This window comes from Gordonia sp. GN26, from assembly GCF_054823965.1.
In genome coordinates this window covers 1-17,796 of the sequence record NZ_JSYC01000122.1, presented here as the reverse complement: position 1 = coordinate 17,796, position 17,796 = coordinate 1, and the positions used below count along the sequence as shown (strand labels likewise).

Genomic DNA, 17,796 nt, shown 5'->3' with positions numbered 1-17,796 from the left:
CCCGCTCCTCTCGTCACGACCCGATTTCGACCGACCGGGTCTTTACAGCGCTGCTTCTGACACGATACCTTGTCAGAATTGAACTGACATGCTGACGTGTCAGATGGTGTCCTAGGGAGTACACGGTGTTGGAGTTCTTGCCGGAACCTATGCGCGAGCCGACGGTCCTCGCGATCCCGTTCTTCTTGTCGATGCTGGCCATCGAGTGGTTCGCCGCGGCCAAGCTCGAACACGATCACGACGACGAGGGCGGTCCGGCCCCCGGTGCCTATGAGACCCGGGATGCCCGCGCGAGCGTGATGATGGGGGTCGTCTCCATCGGCACCAGCGCCTTCTGGAAACTTCTCGGCCTGCTCGCCTACACCGCCCTGTTCACCTATGTCGCACCGTGGCATCTGCCGATGAACCAGTGGTACTCCTGGGTCATCGCTTTCGTGGCGGTGGACTTCATCTACTACTGGGTGCATCGGGTGTCGCATCGCGTGCGCATCGTCTGGGCGACCCATCAGGCACATCACTCCAGCGAGTACTTCAACTTCGCGACCGCGCTGCGCCAGAAGTGGAACATCAGCGCAGCGATCGTGATGTGGCTGCCGCTCCCCCTGCTCGGTGTCCCGCCGGCCCTGGTGTTCTTTGCGTACTCGCTGAACCTCATCTACCAGTTCTGGATTCACACCGAGCACATCAACAAGATGTGGGCGCCGTTCGAGTACGTGTTCAACACCCCGTCGCATCACCGTGTGCACCACGGACGCGATCCCGAGTACCTCGACCGCAACTACGGCGGGGTCTTCATCATCTGGGATCGGATGTTCGGATCCTTCACGCCGGAGGTTCGTCGCCCGCGCTACGGCCTGACCAAACCGGTGGACACCTACAACATCTGGCGACTCGAGACGCACGAGTACGTGGCGATCGCCCGCGATGTGAAGTCGACGTCGAGCTGGCGTGCACGCCTGGGCTACATCTTCGGCCCGCCCGGGTGGACGCCGAAGACGACCGATCCGGCGCCCGAACCGATGGCATCGACCATGGAGAGCGAGCCGGTCAGTCCGGTGAACGAGTCGGTCAGCCCGCCATCGTGACGCGGCCGACCTCGGCCTGGAAGCCGCCGGCCGCGGGTGGCAGCGTGGTGATCCACACCATCACGTAGCGGCTGGGCTGCGGAGACGCGATCTGGATCGTCGTGGTGTTCTGATCGACACGACCCGCGGCCACCGGGGTGGTCCGGGCGAAAGCGGGCCTCGCGGCCGGCGAGGTGCGGATCTCGACGTCGAAACCGGGGGTCGGCGTCTCGATGGTCACCGACTTCACCGCGCGCTCGTCACCGAGGTCGAACATGAGACCGAGCCCCTGCTTGAGACCGCCGAACTCGGGACGACCCCGGTAGTTGTCGGTCTGCCACGGCGGCGCCGCACCGGTGATCACGTTGCCGACGTTGGCCGAGTTGTCCGGCGGCTGCGACGAGAAGTCGGCCACGGTCACACCCCGGAGGGCGATGTTCTGTGCGGGTGGGGCCTCGGCGGGTGCCTTGGCCTCGGGGGTCGGCTCGCCCGGCGGGGCCGGCTCGGTGGTGGTCAGGATCGAGTCGATGTCACTCGAGCCGTCATTGCTGCCGAAGACGTTGGTTGCTCCGACGATCAGCGCGATGACCACGAAGAGTGCGAGCAGACCGGCGCCGATGAGCAATGCGAGGTTCTTACGTCCCGGCTTGTGCTCGGCGCTGCCGACCCGCGGTGCCACCGTGACCGGCGGCGGCGCGTCGGCGTCGGTGATGGCGGGGAGCATGTCGGTGTTGAGGTCGACCACCGTCGCCTGGTCGAGGACGTGCTGGACCGTCGCCGCGGTCCGGATGCCCCGGGTTCCGTCGAGCGCACGCGCCGCGACGGCCGAGATCTCGAACGGGATGTCGGGCTTCGCCGCCCGCGGTTCCAGGGGCTGACCGTTCTCCCCCGGTGCCGCCACCGGGATGCCACCGATCGGATCGGTGACGTCGTCTGTGGTGACGAGCCGCGACCCGTTCTCGGGATCGAGGGTCCACCGGTTCAGCAGCAGTGCGTAGAGCACCGCACCGAGTCCACGCACGTCGGAGGCCTTGTCGTCCCCGGCGAGGGTGCCCGGGAAGGCGAGGACCGCGTTGCCGTCGTGGCTGATGCGGATGCGGTCGGGATGGTCGATCGACAGTGCGCCACCGGACCGGTGGGCGATCTCGGCGGCCGCGGCCAGCGAGCGCACGGCTCGGGCGGCGCCGATCGGGGACGGCTCGGACCGGGCGACGTCGGCCAGCGACGAACCGGGCACCCATTCGGCGACGACGATGCCGCCGGAGGAGCCACGCACCACGTCGAGCACGCGGGCCACGCCGTCGGAGGTGATCTGGCCGAGGCGCAGGGTGCGCGAGAGGACGGCCTGGGGTCCCTGGTCGGTCGCCTTGATGGCCTGTCCGCGCTCGAGTGGCGGCGCGAGCTGGTCCGCGTCGACGAAGGTCAGTGCGACCTCACGATCGAGGTTGATGTCCTGGGCGCGCCAGAACTGCAGACCGCGGGTGCCGCCGTGCTGCTCGAGGAGCCGGTATCGACCACCGGCGACCGCGGCGCCCGGGATCAGGCGCGGGCCGCGTCGACGGACGGCCTCCGGGGTGGGGGCAGCGGCCGGCGCGTCGGGAGTCTGGCCGTGAGTGGACGTGGAGGGAGTCTGCGGTTCGGCGGAATGGGATTCGCCGGGGCCGGATTCGACGGGCGACCCGGTGGGTGCACTCGTGTCGATCTCGCTGTCACTCACGCGACGGACTCCTTTCCTCCGGTATCTGATGTCGCGCGGAACCGGTGCGCGCTCTGGGATGGGACGTGCTCCCCGGCCGGCGCCGATCGCGCCGCCGGTGTGCACGGAGTAGGACTGCCACGTCGCGGTGCCCCTGTCGAAGCGGCGCAGCACTTGTACCTGACCAGAGTACGGGAGCGATTCGTCCGCAGAGACGCGCGGAAACTGAACTGTGATCGCCGGGGACTGTTCGCGTTCGGGCTCCGCGGGCGGCGCGAGAGCCGGGATGAACCGGCCGAGGAGGCGACGCACCGAGTTGCCGATCGCGACCACGTCCGGTACCCGTGCGGCGGCCAGACCCGCATAGGTCACCGCCAGCACGACGACCGCCGTCAGGATCAGGTACAACAGCGATCCGACCTTGCCGAGCCACCCGATCATGTGGTCGAGGTCGGACATCTTGGCCACGGCCCAGACGACCGCCGAGACGCTCAGGGAGACTGCGAACGTGACCAGCGTGGTGCGGGCGACGTTCGTCAGTCGTGCGCCGCGCAGGCGGCTGCGGAGCAGGTAGTGGCCGACGATGGCGCCGACCAGGTAGCCGAGCCCGTTGGACAGGGCGAGCCACCGCACGACATTCGACGGGTCGTCGAACAGAACAGGACCCATATACGACGACGTCACCTTGACCACGGTGATGCCGAGCGCGATGAAGGTCGGGGTCCAGGCGTCCTCCCGGGCGTAGAAGACGCGCAACTGGACTAGGGTCATCGAATACGGGATGAGCGTGAACGCACCCCAGGCGAGCACCGAGCCCAACTGGGAGGCGTCGGCGGCGTCGAACCGGCCGAAGTTGAACACCGCGATGGCGATCGCCGGCCCGAAGAAGGTCATGAACGACACGACCGGAACCAGTGCGACCATGGTCAGGCGCGTGGCCAGCGACAGGTCGTCGACCACGGCCTTCGTGTCGTCGGCGGCTGCGTTACGCGACAATCGCGGCATGATCGCGGTCAGGATGGTCACGCCGAGCACGCCGTAGGGCAGCTGCAGCAACTGCCAGTGGGTGAAGTAGATGCTGACGCCGGACTCCTCGGCGGAGGCGGCGATCCGGTAGGTCGCGATGAGACCGACCTGCAGCAGGGCGACGTAGGCGACGATCGCCAGCGCCATGTTGCCGAACTGACGCAACCGGGCGTCGATGCCCCATTCCAGCTTGAGATGCACCCCCGCCTTGCGCAGGAACGGCACCAGGACCATCGCCTGCAGCACCACGCCGAGGGTGCAGCCGATACCCAGGACGAGCAGCTGCGGATCGCTCATGCGGACCGGGTTGAGCGTGATCTCGCCGGGCACGAGTGCGTACAGCACGAGCGTCGTGATCTGGACGACGTTGTTCAGGACCGGTGCCCAGGCACCCGGTTTGAACAGACCGCGCAGGTTGAGTACCGCGATGAACAGTGCGGAGAGCCCGTAGAACAGGATCTCGGGCAGCAGCAGATAGGCGAGGTGGGTGGACAGGTCCCGGTTGACCTGCCCGTCACCGAGATTCAGGTAGGTCAGCAGTGGCGCGGCGATGACGGCCAGAACCGTCGCCGAGCCGAGCACCACCACGGTGATCGTGAAGATTCGGTTGAGAAAGCCCTGACCACCGTCTTCGTCCTCGGCCTCGGCCCGGGCGAGCAGCGGGATGACGATGGCCGTCAGCACGGCGCCCAACACGACCTCGGCGATCATGTTCGGCAGCACGTCGGCGGCCTGGAACGCCGAGGCGATGCCCGAACCGAGCATCGCCAGGATCAGAACGGTGCGCATGAAGCCGGTGATGCGACTGAAGAGGGTCGCGATCGCGATCGAGCCGCTGGTTCGCAGGATGCTCGAGTCGGAGTCGCGTGCCAGACCGGTCGACGACGAGTCGTCGGCGGTCACCTTCTTCGACGACCCGGTGTTGACGGCGTCCGTCTCGCCGCTGTGTCGTTCGTGGTACCCGGCCGCGTCGAGGCGTCCGGGTCGGGCCGGCGGGGCGTCGACGCGCACACCACCACCGCGTACGGGGCCCTGGGCATGACGGGCGCCGTGGGCGGGCGGCGGCGGGACCGGCCGGCCGGGACGTGGTGGCGGCGGGACGGGGCCGGAGCCGGGCGGGATCCGGCGGGGCGCGGCGCGATCCGGACGCTGGGGAGGCACCGCACCGGGTGTTCCCGGCCGCGGTTCGCGCGGCACGTCGTTCCAGTTCACGTGTTGTTTCGCCGTCCTCGTTCAGTGCTCGATCAGGGGTCGTGCGGGTGGTCTTCCGGCTCCTCGCCGGGTGGCCGACCCTCGCCTTGCAGGGTACGGCGTCGCTCCTGATAGCCGCTTCCCGCCAGCATCCGCTCGAGTTCGTCGGGTTCGGGCCGGTCGGCGTCGGCGGGGTCGGGCTGACCGCGGAATCGGTGCCACAGCCTGCGTGCGGTCAGCAGCACGAGCGCCACGCCGGCGACGATGGTGATGTAGAACAGCGGCTTCCCGTAGGCGTTGGTGTGCACCTGCAAGGTGATCGGCTGGCCGAGGGGCACGCCGGTGACCGTGGCCAGCCGGATGTCGATGGTGATGGCCTCGGAGGTCTCGCCGCGTGTGGGGAGCTGGATCTGCCGGGTTCCGCGGGCGGGGATCTCGATCACCCCGAGATCCCCGATCTCGACGCCCTCGGGCGCGGACGTGGTCAGGCGGGCCCGGACCGGCAGGGCGAGGTCGTTGCGCACCGCGAGCAGTACCGGGCTGCGTTCGGAGGCCAGGGTGTACCGGCCGCCGGGGTCGAGGATCGTGACGGACTGCCCGAGGCGGTGCAGGGTCGACGCCACGGCGTCGATGCGCTCCTCCTGCAGCCGTCGCAGGTGCGTATAGACGGCGGATCCCTCGACGTCAGGGGACCTGATGGCGCGCAGCTGGTCCTCGCGCAGCGGCGACATGTACCGCTCCGGGGTGGCCGCGACATCGGCCGAGCGGACCAGCGCGCCCTCGAACTGCCAGCTGTCCTCGACGTTGCGACGGATGGCGGCGGTCGCCTGCGAGGTGAGCACGGATCCGATGCGGCCGACCGGCCCCACCCCCGGCGGGTTGGTCAGGCGGCCGGTGGCGCGGGTGGTGTTCAGTTCCTGCACGAGGGACGGCAGGGGTGTCGGGGTCGCGGCGCCGGACTCGAGCAGCAGGCGCGCGGTCGCGAAGAGCGCGTCGGAATCCGCGACCGACGGGGACCAGTAGGTCGGGGGGACGAGGAACGCCGACCGCCCGACCACCGGATTCCGGGGGCCGGCGTCGTCGGCCGAGCCGGGTTGCGGCGCGGCGATCGCCGGGTAGGCCAGCGCGGCGATCGCACTCTGGCGACGGCTGCCGGTCGACTCGTCGGTGAGGTCGACCTGCTGGGAGTCCGGGGTGAGGGCCGGGGTGCTCGGTGCGATGCCGATCGCGGCGAGCGACGCCGTGATGGGTGCGTCGAAGGTCTGGGCGGTGAGACGGCCGACCCGGTACCGACCGGTGTCGTCGCGACGGCCGGTGGGGGCGACCGAGTTCGACGCGAGCGCAACCGAGGTGACAGCGGCTTCGGCCAGGGCGTCCGCACCGGCGTCGTCGATGGCGCCGAGCGCGGGCACCGACAGGCCGCGCACGCTGCGCACGCCCAGGATCGCGTCGATGATGTCGGCGGGCTTGCGGAGGGCGGCCTCGGTGAGTCCGGTGTTGCCGATCCGCGCGAGGGACGTCAGGTCGGCCTGCGCGAACGGCAACGCCACGACGCACATTCGGCCGGCAGTCCACCGCAGGTCATCGAGCCAGCGTCCGGCGATCTCGGATCCGTTGCCCGGCCGAGCGGCCGAGGTCGGGTCGGCCGGGTTCGTCGACACCTCGTAGCCGAGGGACATCGCGCGCACGGTCACGACCAGGTCGGGGTCGATGGCCAGGCACATGCTCTCGGCGAGCTTCTCGGAGCCGGGCATCGCGGCCGGCGCCGGTTCGGCGGGACTCTCCGCCGGGGGTTCGGAGGACGGCGGTCCCGACTCCTCGCGCGGTGGCGTGCCCACCACCTTCTGCAGTGACTTCAACAGTTCGTTCAGCCGCCCGCCGGTGTCGAGCGACCGCGCCATGTCCTCGTTGATGAGCCGGACGGGTTCGGTGTTGCCGCCGAGGACACCGGGCGCGAGCTGCGGCGGCGCGGCCATCGGCCACAGCATGGTCATCCGCGCCGGGCTGGCCAGATCCGCCGAGACCGAACCGTCGGGACCGAGCCCGGGTACCGACGGCGAATCGGTCACGTCGGTGCTCGGGTCGACGTAGCCGCGGGCACGGTTCTCGTCGGGCGGCAGCGACAGCACCGGCAGCAGCATGCGCGAGCCGGCGACCTGAGCGGGGTTGCCGTAGTCGGGGGTGCCGTTGACGTTGACCTGCATCGGGTAGACACCGGTCTCGGAGATGCCGAGCCCCTGGCCGTCGGGCCCGGAACCGGCGGACAGCGCCATCGACATCCGGAAGCCGACGCTCTCCCCCGGCTCGAGGGACTCGCTGAGGGACTCGAACGGACCGGCGACGGCCACCGCGGGATCGTCGTCGGCGAGTTGGGTGCGCAACCCCGAGGCCGACGAAACGGGGTCACCACGCTCGAGGCGGATGGACAGGTTGCTGATCGAGCGGTCGCCGATGTTGTCGACGCGACCGCTCACCGTCACCAGCGGCCTGCTGGTGGTGGTCACGATCGACGGGGTCATCGAGTCGATGACGATGCGTGCGAACCGCGGCGACGACTGCTGAGCGGGATCCGCCCCGGTGGCACTCGTCTCGGGCACGGCGGACGCCGGTGCGGCGACCCCCGGCAGCAACAGCAGTGCGACGACCCCCAGCACCGCCGCCAACGCGGTCACGACCTGCACCCGCCGCAGATCGATGATCCCGTCGCGACGATCATGGCGTCGCTCGGATCGGCGGAGAGAAGGACGAGAGAACGGACCGGACCGGTCGGGCAACAGGCGCGCCTCAGCCATCGCCGGCCGCGGGCCGTCGGGGACGGCGTCGTCGCCGGCGCGGACGAGCCGGGGGCGGGGGCTCGTTGCGGCGCTGATTGCGCGCTGCGGCGGCTTTCTCATAGGCGTTGGGTTCGGTGCGAATGCTGTCGGCCTCGGACTGGGCGAGTCGGGTCGGGTCGGCGGCGAGATCGGCGATCACGCCACGGGCCATCCGGGCGAGTCGTCGCTCGTCAGAGTACGTGAGGCGACGCGGCAACTCGTGCAACGGCACCCAGGCCACCTCGCTGACTTCGTAGTCGGCGTCGGACAATTCACCGCCGACACAACGCAGAAGGTAGTGGTGCACGGTCTTGTGGATTCGACGACCCTCGCTCACGAACCAGTAGTCGATCTTGCCCAGCGGTGCCACGACCGTGCCCAGGATCCCGGTCTCCTCCTCGACCTCGCGGATCGCGGTCTGCTCGGCGGTCTCGCCGGTCTCGATGTGACCCTTGGGCAGTGACCACATCATCCGACCGCGACGATCCACCCGGCCGATCAGTGCGGCGGACAGCTCGTCGATCGGCAGACCGAGGTCGGAGATGACGAGTCCACCGGCCGAGGTCTCGCGCACGGTCCGGAGCTTGTCGGTGGGAGTGCGGTCGTTGGACCGGTCGGCGGTGCGATCCGCCCGTGCGGAGCGGCGTCGACCCTTGCCGGCCTTGCCCGTCGCCTGGGTCAGGCCCTTGGTGGTGATGGTCGCCGTGACCGTGGCCATGTCGGAGGGCTTCGGCGGTGTGACCTTCGGCCGGGCTCGGTCGGGGTCGACCGGGAGCTTCTCCACCGGTTCGGCCTCGACGGGGTCGGGGCAGGCGGGATCGGCGGTGCGGGCGCGGACGAGATCGTTCGGCGTGGGCCGCCCGGTCGACGGCGCCGGTGAGGTGGCCGGGTTGTGCTGCTTGTGGGAGCCCGGTTTGTGGCCGTTCTGTTTCGGCCCGTTCTGCTTGGAACCGGACTGCTTGTGGCCGGCGGCGGCGTGACCGCCGCTGTTGTGCGACGTGGTTCCGCGACCGTCGCCCTTGCGTCGACCTCGACGCCGGCGACCGCGCCGGGTGCGACGCCCCTGACCGGCGGGGTTCTGACCTGCTTGTCCGCCGCCGTCCCCATGCGAACCCGACGAGACGTCGCTGACGTCTGAAGGGTTGGTCGAGGAATCGGTGGACACTCCACGATGCTAGCGGCTGGTCACCTGCAGTTTGCCCGGACGCCTCGTAGTGCGCGGAGGATGTCGACACCGGCGACGGAACGCGCGGACACGGTGTACGACGGATATCGACAGGTGGCCACGACTCGGCCCGTGGTCCGGGCTCCTCCACGGCGTCGAAGCCGCGGGCGACGACGGTAGGGTGGCAAGCCGTGAATGACTCTTCTCCGTCGGATGTACGGCCGACGGTGTCGGATCCGGACCGCAAGACGCGGCTGCTGGCTGCAGCGGCGATAGCGCTCCGGGAGCTCGACGACGTCCTGGCTCCCCTCGGGGAGCTGTTCGCGTCGGCCGGTCACGAGTTGTACCTGGTCGGCGGCTCGGTGCGGGATGCCGTGCTGGGCCGGCTGGGCAACGACCTGGACTTCACCACCGATGCCCGTCCCGAAGAGGTGTCCCGCCTGCTCAAGGGATGGGCCGACGCCTTCTGGGATGTCGGCATCGAGTTCGGCACGGTAGGTATCCGCAAGGGTGAGCACCAGATCGAGATCACGACGTTCCGTGCCGACAGCTACGACCAGGTCAGCCGGAATCCCGAGGTCACCTTCGGGGAGACCCTCGACGACGACCTGATCCGCCGGGACTTCACGGTCAACGCGATGGCCGTACGTATCGGTGCGAAGGGCGCCGAGGACTTCTGCGATCCGCTCGACGGCATGTCCGCGTTGCTGGCCGGGGTCATCGACACCCCGGCGACACCGGAACAGTCCTTCGGCGACGACCCGCTGCGCATGCTGCGTGCCGTCCGCTTCATCTCCCAGCTCGGATTCCGGCTCGCGCCCCGTGTGTGGCAGGCGATCACCGAGATGAACGGCGAGATCGACCGCATCACTGCCGAACGTGTCCGCGCCGAGCTGGACAAGCTCATCTGCGGGGAGTTCCCCCTGGACGCGATCGACGCGATGGTCGAGACCGGTCTGGCCGAACGGGTGATGCCCGAGATCCCCGGGATGAAGCTCACCATCGACGAGCACCACCAGCACAAGGACGTCTACCAGCACTCATTGACCGTGCTGAAGCAGGCGATCGACCTCGAGGACGGCGATCCGGACCTCGTCCTGCGTTGGGCGGCCCTCCTGCACGACATCGGCAAGCCCGCTACCCGACGCCACGAACCCGGCGGAGGGGTGAGCTTCCACCACCACGAGGTGGTCGGCGCCAAGATGGTCCGCAAGCGGATGCGGGCACTGAAGTACCCGAAAGCCGTGGTGTCCGACGTCGCGGACCTGGTGTTCCTGCATCTGCGGTTCCACGGGTACGGCGACGGCGCCTGGACCGACTCGGCCGTGCGGCGCTACGTCAACGACGCCGGTCCCCTGCTCGACCGGCTCAACAAGCTGGTGCGAGCCGACTGCACGACGCGCAACAAGCGGCGCGCCCGCCGGCTGCAGCAGAACTACGACAACCTCGAACAGCGGATCGCGGCCCTCAAGGAAGCGGAGGATCTGGAGAAGGTCCGGCCCGACCTCGACGGCAACGCGATCATGGAGATGCTCGGCGTGCCACCCGGCCCGATCGTCGGCCAGGCCTGGCGGTACCTGAAGGAACTGCGGCTGGACCGCGGACCGCTCAGCCACGAGGAGGCCGAACAGGCGCTTCGCGAGTGGTGGGCAGCACGCGGCGACAAGTAGGCGCAAAGAGAAGTAGGCGGGGCGAGAAGTCAGGTCCCCGTCAGCTCGGCGTCGGAGGCGCGAAGACCTCGATGGCGTGCGGTACGGCTTCGAAGACCGCGGGCAGTTCACCGACGAGATCACCGTCGACGGACACCAGTGCCGGCGGATCGCAGTAGAGCTCGACCTCGGCGCCGCGCATCGTCTGCACCAGCGGATGGTCGACGTGCGTTCCGGTGAACACCTTCGGGAAGACGCGGGCGAGCGTCGGCCGGGCGAACCGCGGCGGATTCTTCGCGAGCGTGACATCGAGAAGCCCGTCGGACACCGATGCGTTCGGGGTGATCTTCATGCCGCCGCCGTAGGACGTGGTGTTCCCGATCGCGGCGAAGACGAGGTCGGCCTCGGCGGTCTCGTCGTCGACGCGCACCTGGTAGTGCCGCGACCGCAGGGCGATGAGCTCGAACAATGCGGCGATCGTGTAGCGCGACTGTCCCCGCGGCCAGCGCATGTCGATGGCGCGCGCGGTCACCGCGGCGTCGAAGCCGGTGGCGGCGACCGTGCCGAACAGAGCGGTCCGGCCGTCGGGGAAGCTGACGCGGCCCAGGTCGACGGGCCGGCGGTGGCCGTCGAGGATCACCTGGACGGCGTCGGCGGTCTCGAGCGGGATGTGCAGGTTGCGGGCGAAGTCGTTGCCGCTGCCGGCGGGGATGACGGCGAGGGGCTTGCCCGAACCGATGCTGGCCTCGACCGCGAGCCGGATGGTGCCGTCGCCGCCCGCGACGGCCAACACGTCGGTGTCGCCGCGGGCTGCCTTCCCGGCGAGATCGGCGGCATCGGCCATGTCCTCGCCGATGATGATCTCGACCTCGACGTTCTGTGCTTTCAGGAGGTCGGCGGCGTCGTGCGCCACGTGCAGTCCGGCTCCGTGACGTGCGTACGGACTGGCAACGATGGTGACGTGTCGGATGGTCATCTGGTCGGCCCCCCGCCGATTGTGTGATCCGTTACAGTGTTACACATCATGTCAATCCGTAACGAGGAGATCGGGGATCTCGTTCTGGACGCGGCGCGGGTCTGCCTGCTGCGTAGCGGCGGCCGCAAGGTGACCGTCTCCGAGGTCGCCCGCCAGGCCGGGGTGAGTCGACCCACCGTCTATCGACGCTGGCCCGACATCGCCGAGATCATCCGGGACCTGCTCACCCGCGAGGTTCTCACCATCGTCGACCACGTGCTCGGTGAGCGCGGCGAGCCGCAGGACCTCGACGCACTGGCCGACCAGGTGGTGACGGTGGTCGGGGCTTTGCGCGACAGCGACCTGATCTCCTCGCTGTGGCGCGAGCAGCGGGACTTCATGGCGCCCTACGTCTTCGAACGCCTCGGCACCAGTCAGCAGGGTGTGCTCGCGCTGCTGGCGGACATGCTGGCCCAGGGACAGGGGCGCAGGCAGGTGCGGACCGGTGACGCCAAGCGGATGGCGTCGATGGTCCTGCTGATCGCGCAGAGTTTCCTGCAGTCGGGGGCGCTGGTGTCGGACATCCTCGCCGAGGGTTGGAGAACCGAACTCCACGACGTCATCGTCGGCTACCTGCGACCGACGCCATGAGGGGGTCCATCTGATGGCCACATTCTCCGTTCGGACCCGCAGTCGCGCGCTCGAGTCGATGGCGTCGAGTGCCGCGCCTCTCGATCTGCTGGTGGTCGGCGGTGGGATCACCGGCGTCGGAGTCGCTCTCGATGCCGCCACCCGTGGCCTGCGCGTCGCTCTCGTCGAGCAGGGCGATCTGGCCACCGGTACCTCCCGGTGGAGCAGCAAGCTCGTTCACGGTGGCCTTCGGTACCTCGCCAAGGGCGACCTCCGGATCGCCCGGGAGAGCGCCGTCGAACGCCATCACCTGATGACATCCATTGCACCGCACCTGATATCACCGCTCCGGCAGATCCTCCCCGACCGCGGCGAACGGCAGAGCTCGGTGCTGCGCGTCGGGATGCGTGCTGCGGATCTGTTGCGCCGCAACGCCGGAACGCCGAGCGCGTTGTTGCCTCCACCGTCGCGGTTGTCGGTCATGGAGACCCTGGGCCGCTGCCCGACGCTGTCCCCGGTCGGACTCCGCGGCGGGATCTCGACCACCGACGGGCAGCTGGTCGACGACGCGCGGCTCGTCGTCGCCGTGGCGCGCACCGCCGCCGCCTACGGCGCGTTGATCTGTACCTACACCCGTGCCGACCGGGTCGACGGTCGCGGCGCCACGCTCACCGATGTGTTCACGGGTGAGAGCTTCGACGTCGGCGCGCGGATGGTCGTGAACGCCACCGGTGTCTGGTCCGGCTCGGTCGACGACTCGATCGCCGTCCAGCCCAGCCGCGGAACACACCTCGTCGTCGACGCGGCCACCCTGGGCAACCCGACCGCCGCGTTGACCGTTCCGGTCGGAAAGTCGTTGTCCCGGTTCGTCTTCGCGTTGCCCGCACAGTTGGGTCGGGTCTACATCGGGATCACCGACGTCGCGGCGCCGGGCACGATCCCCGACGTCCCGACCCCCGACGACTCCGAGATCGACTTCCTGCTCGACGCGATCAACCCCGCCCTGACCCGACCCCTCGACCGCTCCGACATCATTGGCGTCTACGCCGGACTGCGGCCGCTCGTCGACGAGCGCGGGACCGCCGGTGCCGAGTCCGACGGCCTCGCCGATGTCTCGCGCCGGCACCACATCCGGGTCCGCGGCGATGGACTGGTGACCGTACTCGGCGGCAAGCTCACGACCTACCGTCGGATGGCGGAGGACGCGGTCGACGCCGCTCTCGCCACCACCGATCTGACCGCGGGTGAATGTGTCACCACCACGACCGCGCTGGTCGGAGCCCTGCGCGACCAACGCGAACAGGGTCTTCCGGCGTCACTGGTGGCGCGCTTCGGCGGGGAGGCCCCGACGGTCGTCGAGACGGCCACGGTGGACCGGCCGCTGGATCCGATCGCCCCCGGCATCGACGTGACCCGCGCCGAGATCGCGTTCGCGCTCACCCACGAAGGCGCGGTCGGCGTCGACGACGTCCTACATCGGCGGACACGCATCGGTCTGGTCCAGCGCGACGCCGACCTGGCCCGACCGGAGATCGAGAAGATCGTGACGCAGGTGCTCCCCACCGCCGGTTGAGTACCGCCGACGGAACCCCTTACCGCCGGTTGAGTAGGCGCAGAGGTTACCGCCGGTTGAGTAGGCGAGGAGCGCAGCGACGAGCCGTATCGAAACCCTCAGTAACCCATGGTGCGCAACGCATCTGCGAGACGGTCGAGGTCTTCGCGCTGCACGTCGAGATGCGGGCTGAGGCGTAGGACCGGGGTCTCGGTGGCCAGGGGTGCGCGCCAGGTGTCGGCCGCGGTGACCAGGAGGCCGAGGGAGAGCAGCTTCTCCCGCGCGGCGGCGACGTCCTCGAACTGCCACCCGGGCGGCGGCGCGAGGGTGACGATCGCCGACGGCTCGTCGAGCGGTTCGACGACCTCCCAGCTCGCGATGCCGTGCAGACGCTCGCGGGTGACCCTGCCGATCGTCGCCAGTTCGCGGAAGACCCGCTGCTGCCCGATGTCGAGCAGCTCGCGAACTGCGATGCCGAGGCCGAGTCGGCCGGCGATGAACGCGTCGGATCCGTCGATCTCGACCGGTCGCAGGGAGTCTCGGCGTACCGCGACGAACCCCACACCGCGCGGGCCGGTCAGCCATTTGCGGCTGGTGCCGTAGACGACGTCGGCGCCGGTCACGGTGGGTACATGTCCGACCGACTGGGCCATGTCGACGACCACCGGTACGCCGACGCGGTGGGCGAGTTCGACGATCCGCGCGACCGGCTGTACCGCACCCGACATCGACCCGATGTGGCAGATGTGGATGAAGTCGGGCTGCTCGAACTGCAGCATGTTCTCGAGTGCATCGGTGTCGACGTGGCCGTAGACGTCGGCGTCGGGCATCGTGCGGACGGCGTAACCGCGACGTTCGAACTCCTCGAGGTTGGGGCCGAACTCGTTCTTCGCCACCCACACCGTCGAGGTGACGGGGAGACTCCAGTTGGTGAGCAGGGCACGCAGGGCCGCGCGGGCGCTCTCGCGGAAGATGATCTCGTCCGGGGTGTGCCCGATCAGGGCGGCCAGATTGCGTGTGTCGCGGGCGATTTCCTCGGCACGGTCGTCGGCGGCCACATAGGAGCCGCGTTCGGTCTCACGCCACAGATGGGCGGTCATCGCACCGATCACGCCGTACGACGACCGTCCGGCGGATGCGGAGTCGAGATGCGCGAGGGCGGGTTTCAGCCGCGCTGCATGCCATTGCTCGCCGAGGTCGCTGACGTACATAGGGCCTCAACCTACCGGGTACGGACGGGCCCGGTCACACGCCGGGGGGCGATGTGGCATGGGATCGATGGAACCGCCCGGGGTGGTCCATGCGTCCAAGAACGCATGGACCCGGTGATCGAGTATTTCTTCGGGCCCGGCGACGGTTCGACGACCCGCTGGTCCTCCCCTGCCGACGCCGTTCTCGGCGATTCCGGGCCCGACGCGGTACGCCTCGACTTCGACGGTGACGGCCGTCGGGACGACGCGATGTGGGACACCGACGCCGACGGCATCGCCGACGTGGCGGCGCTCGACACCGACGACGACGGTGAGGCGGATGCGTTCTACCGCGATTCCGGTGCCGGTTTGTGGGACCGCGCCGTCGACCCCGCCGCCGCAGGTGGCGAACCCGCCGCACCCGACGCCCGTCCCCCGGCGGCCGGCGACGGGTCGGGCGAGAGAGCCCTGAACCTCGATCTCGACAGGGACGGGGTCACCGACATCGAGCTGGTGGGCGCGGAGAAGGGAGGTCGGCTCACGGCCGAGCGTCTGTATGTCGACGCCGACGGGGACGGAGTGTCGGACACGGTGCTCGTGGACCTGAACGGGGACGGGGTGGCCGACGCGGCCTACGAGAAGCGCGATCCGCGGTTCACGCGGCGGGGTCGGTGACCGCCTGCTGTCCGGCGGCGGGTTCGCCGGTCACCTCGGCGCGGTTGTACAAGGCGCGGACCGCCACCATGCCGACCAGGTAGATGACCACACCGAGGACGACGAGCACGGTGGCATGACCGCCGACGGGGATGGCCAGCGCCGCCACGGTGACCGCGCCGACGTAGGCCATGTTGAAGACCGCGTCCTGCACGGAGAAGACCTGACCGCGTACCGCGTCGCCGACGTCGACCTGCATTGCGACGTCGCCGCACAGCTTGGCGACCTGACCGATCAGGCCGAGCACAAAGGCCGACCCGCAGATCACCGCGAAGTGGAACCCCAGGACGGTCACCTCGGCGACGGCTCCGACGCCCAGCGCGCACATCAGGGTCACGTACCGCCCGACGCGTCCCACCGCGATCGGGGTGATCACCGCGGCCAGGAGGGCGCCGGCCCCGGTGAAGCCGATGACGAGGCTGACGCGATCGAGCCCGTCGCCCGGTCCCATCTGCCGGGTCAGCACGAGGATCATGAGGGTGTTCATGCCGAACACCAGGCGGTGGGCGCCGATGGCCGACAGTGCGGCCGCCACCGTCTTATGAGACGCCACGGCCCGGGCGCCGTGCCACAGGCCGACCGAGACCGCGTGGAACGCCGACCTGCCCGGATCGTCGGGTTCGTCGGGACCCAGTTGTAACGGCCGGAATCCGTGTGCGAGACCGCCGGATACGACGGCCAGCACGATGCCGGCCAGCATGGTGAGCGCACTGCCCGAGTTGTCGTCGCCGAAGATGGCTCGCAGGCCCAGCGTGATACCGAGGCCGACGCTGAGCATCGCGCCGCCGAGCGTCGTGAACAACGCGTTGATGGCCACGATCACCTCGCGTTTGGCCACGTGCGGGAGCCCGGCGGACAGACCTGCGGCCACGAACCGACTCGCGCCCGTGGCGGCGAGCGCCGAGATCAGCACCACGAGGTCGGGTGCACCGGATGCGACCGCGATCGCGACGAGTCCGATGATGGCGCCGCGCAACAGGTTCGCGTAGAGCAGCACATTGCGTCGGTCCCAGTGATCGAGCAACGCCCCGGCGAACGGGCCGATGAGCGAATAGGGCAGCAGCAGCACCGCGAGACCGCCCGCGACGGCCAGTGGATCCGCGTGGCGTTCGGGGTTGAAGAGGATGCTCCCGACGAGTGCCGCCTGGAAGATCCCGTCCGTGACCTGACTCGAGAGACGGACGAACAGCAACCGTCCCAGACCCGGTGAGTGACGGAGCGAATCGAGGAACACCGACCACCCGCGGCGGTGGCTCACCTCGGTGCTGTTCACCCGTTCAAGCGTACTCACCGACGGGGTGAGCTCCCTCGGCTGTGCCGACCCCGGGACTCGACGGACGTGCGATGATGGCTGAGTGGCCGGCGGTGACGACGCAGACGATCCCACACCGGAATTCCGCCCCGGGGATCCCTCGGCGGGCAGCGGTGACAGTGGCCGCATGCCCGGTGTCCCGTGGGATGCCGATCCCACCCACCGTGTCCGTCCCGGCACCGCGTTGATCGCGTCGACCGATCTCATCGAACCGACCTTCGCGCGCACGGTCATCTACGTCATCGAACACAACGAGGCCGGCAGTCTCGGCGTCATCCTCAACCGCATGAGCCAGACCGCGGTGCACAACCTGCTGCCGCAATGGACCGACATCGCGGCCTCACCCCGCGCGCTCTACGTCGGCGGACCGGTCAAGCAGGATGCCGCCCTGTGCCTCGGCGTGATGAAGCACGGCTTCGACGTCGACGACCATCCCGCCCTCCGACCCGTCGACGGTCGGGTCGTCCTCGTCGACCTCGACGCCGACCCCGAGTCGCTGTCCGAGGTGCTCGAGGGAGTGCGCATCTTCGCCGGGTACAGCGGATGGGGAATCGGTCAGCTCGACGACGAACTCGACCAGGACAGCTGGATGCTCGCCTCGGCCCTCCCCCGCGACCTGCTCGCCCCGCCCGGCGTCGACGTCTGGTTCGACATCCTCCGCCGCCAGCCGTGGCCGATGCCGCTTCTCGCGACGCACCCGATCGATCTCAGCCTCAACTGAGCTGTACCCCCGCTCCCTGAGGTGCGAGGAGCGCACGGCGGTCTCCACCTGCTGCCTGAGGTGCGAGGAGCGCACGGCGGTCCCCATCTGCTGCCTGAGCAGCCTATGAGGGTTTGTG

At 69.4% G+C, this 17,796-nt stretch carries 12 protein-coding genes; 6 read left to right on the top strand and 6 right to left on the bottom strand.

All coding sequences use genetic code 11. From position 1 onward, the window contains the following. Positions 1-125 precede the first annotated feature (125 nt). Positions 126-1,085 (top strand): sterol desaturase family protein, encoded by a 960-nt coding sequence (locus OK17_RS19415; RefSeq protein ID WP_232718391.1) that lies wholly within the window; start codon positions 126-128, stop codon positions 1,083-1,085. On the opposite strand, the gene OK17_RS19410 is transcribed toward OK17_RS19415, so the two are convergent. From OK17_RS19410 to OK17_RS19400, 3 genes are read right to left on the bottom strand one after another with little or no spacing between them, the layout of a single operon-like run. After that, on the bottom strand, positions 1,069-4,998 hold the full coding sequence (locus OK17_RS19410) for a lipid II flippase MurJ (RefSeq protein WP_461418441.1): 3,930 nt from the start codon (positions 4,996-4,998) through the stop codon (positions 1,069-1,071). The genes OK17_RS19415 and OK17_RS19410 overlap by 17 nt on opposite strands. Before the next feature lie 32 nt (positions 4,999-5,030). Beyond that, positions 5,031-7,871, bottom strand: a complete 2,841-nt coding sequence (locus OK17_RS19405) for a DUF6049 family protein (protein WP_461418440.1) — start codon at positions 7,869-7,871, stop codon at positions 5,031-5,033. After that, positions 7,762-8,955, bottom strand: coding sequence for an NUDIX hydrolase (locus OK17_RS19400; protein ID WP_461418439.1), 1,194 nt, complete (start codon positions 8,953-8,955; stop codon positions 7,762-7,764). Before OK17_RS19400 ends, OK17_RS19405 begins: the two co-directional genes overlap by 110 nt. Positions 8,956-9,182: 227 nt before the next feature. Here OK17_RS19400 and OK17_RS19395 point away from each other — a divergent pair, with 227 nt between their 5' ends. Then, a complete protein-coding gene (locus OK17_RS19395; RefSeq protein WP_308196003.1) occupies positions 9,183-10,625 on the top strand; it encodes a CCA tRNA nucleotidyltransferase in 1,443 nt (480 codons plus the stop codon). A gap of 40 nt (positions 10,626-10,665) precedes the next feature. On the opposite strand, the gene OK17_RS19390 is transcribed toward OK17_RS19395, so the two are convergent. Next, complete coding sequence (locus tag OK17_RS19390; RefSeq protein WP_461418438.1) at positions 10,666-11,580, bottom strand: diacylglycerol/lipid kinase family protein; 915 nt, start codon at positions 11,578-11,580, stop codon at positions 10,666-10,668. A 48-nt stretch (positions 11,581-11,628) separates the two neighbouring features. On the opposite strand from OK17_RS19390, the gene OK17_RS19385 reads away from it, so the two are divergent. Then, complete coding sequence (locus OK17_RS19385; protein ID WP_006868494.1) at positions 11,629-12,210, top strand: TetR/AcrR family transcriptional regulator; 582 nt, start codon at positions 11,629-11,631, stop codon at positions 12,208-12,210. Between the two features lie 13 nt (positions 12,211-12,223). Continuing rightward, positions 12,224-13,762, top strand: a complete 1,539-nt coding sequence (locus tag OK17_RS19380) for a glycerol-3-phosphate dehydrogenase/oxidase (protein WP_461418437.1) — start codon at positions 12,224-12,226, stop codon at positions 13,760-13,762. 98 nt (positions 13,763-13,860) lie between these two features. Here OK17_RS19380 and OK17_RS19375 read toward each other — a convergent pair whose 3' ends face one another. After that, positions 13,861-14,952, bottom strand: a complete 1,092-nt coding sequence (locus OK17_RS19375; RefSeq protein WP_232718385.1) for an aminotransferase class V-fold PLP-dependent enzyme — start codon at positions 14,950-14,952, stop codon at positions 13,861-13,863. Positions 14,953-15,057: 105 nt separating this feature from the next. Between OK17_RS19375 and OK17_RS19370 the strand changes: the two genes are divergently transcribed. Beyond that, on the top strand, positions 15,058-15,606 hold the full coding sequence (locus OK17_RS19370; RefSeq protein WP_461418436.1) for a hypothetical protein: 549 nt from the start codon (positions 15,058-15,060) through the stop codon (positions 15,604-15,606). On the opposite strand, the gene OK17_RS19365 is transcribed toward OK17_RS19370, so the two are convergent. Then, positions 15,587-16,918, bottom strand: a complete 1,332-nt coding sequence (locus OK17_RS19365) for an MFS transporter (RefSeq protein WP_232718383.1) — start codon at positions 16,916-16,918, stop codon at positions 15,587-15,589. The genes OK17_RS19370 and OK17_RS19365 overlap by 20 nt on opposite strands. Before the next feature lie 166 nt (positions 16,919-17,084). Here OK17_RS19365 and OK17_RS19360 point away from each other — a divergent pair, with 166 nt between their 5' ends. Continuing rightward, positions 17,085-17,678 carry a YqgE/AlgH family protein gene (locus tag OK17_RS19360; RefSeq protein WP_083876457.1) on the top strand — a complete coding sequence of 198 codons (594 nt, stop codon included), beginning with the start codon at positions 17,085-17,087 and terminating at the stop codon, positions 17,676-17,678. Positions 17,679-17,796 lie beyond the last annotated feature (118 nt).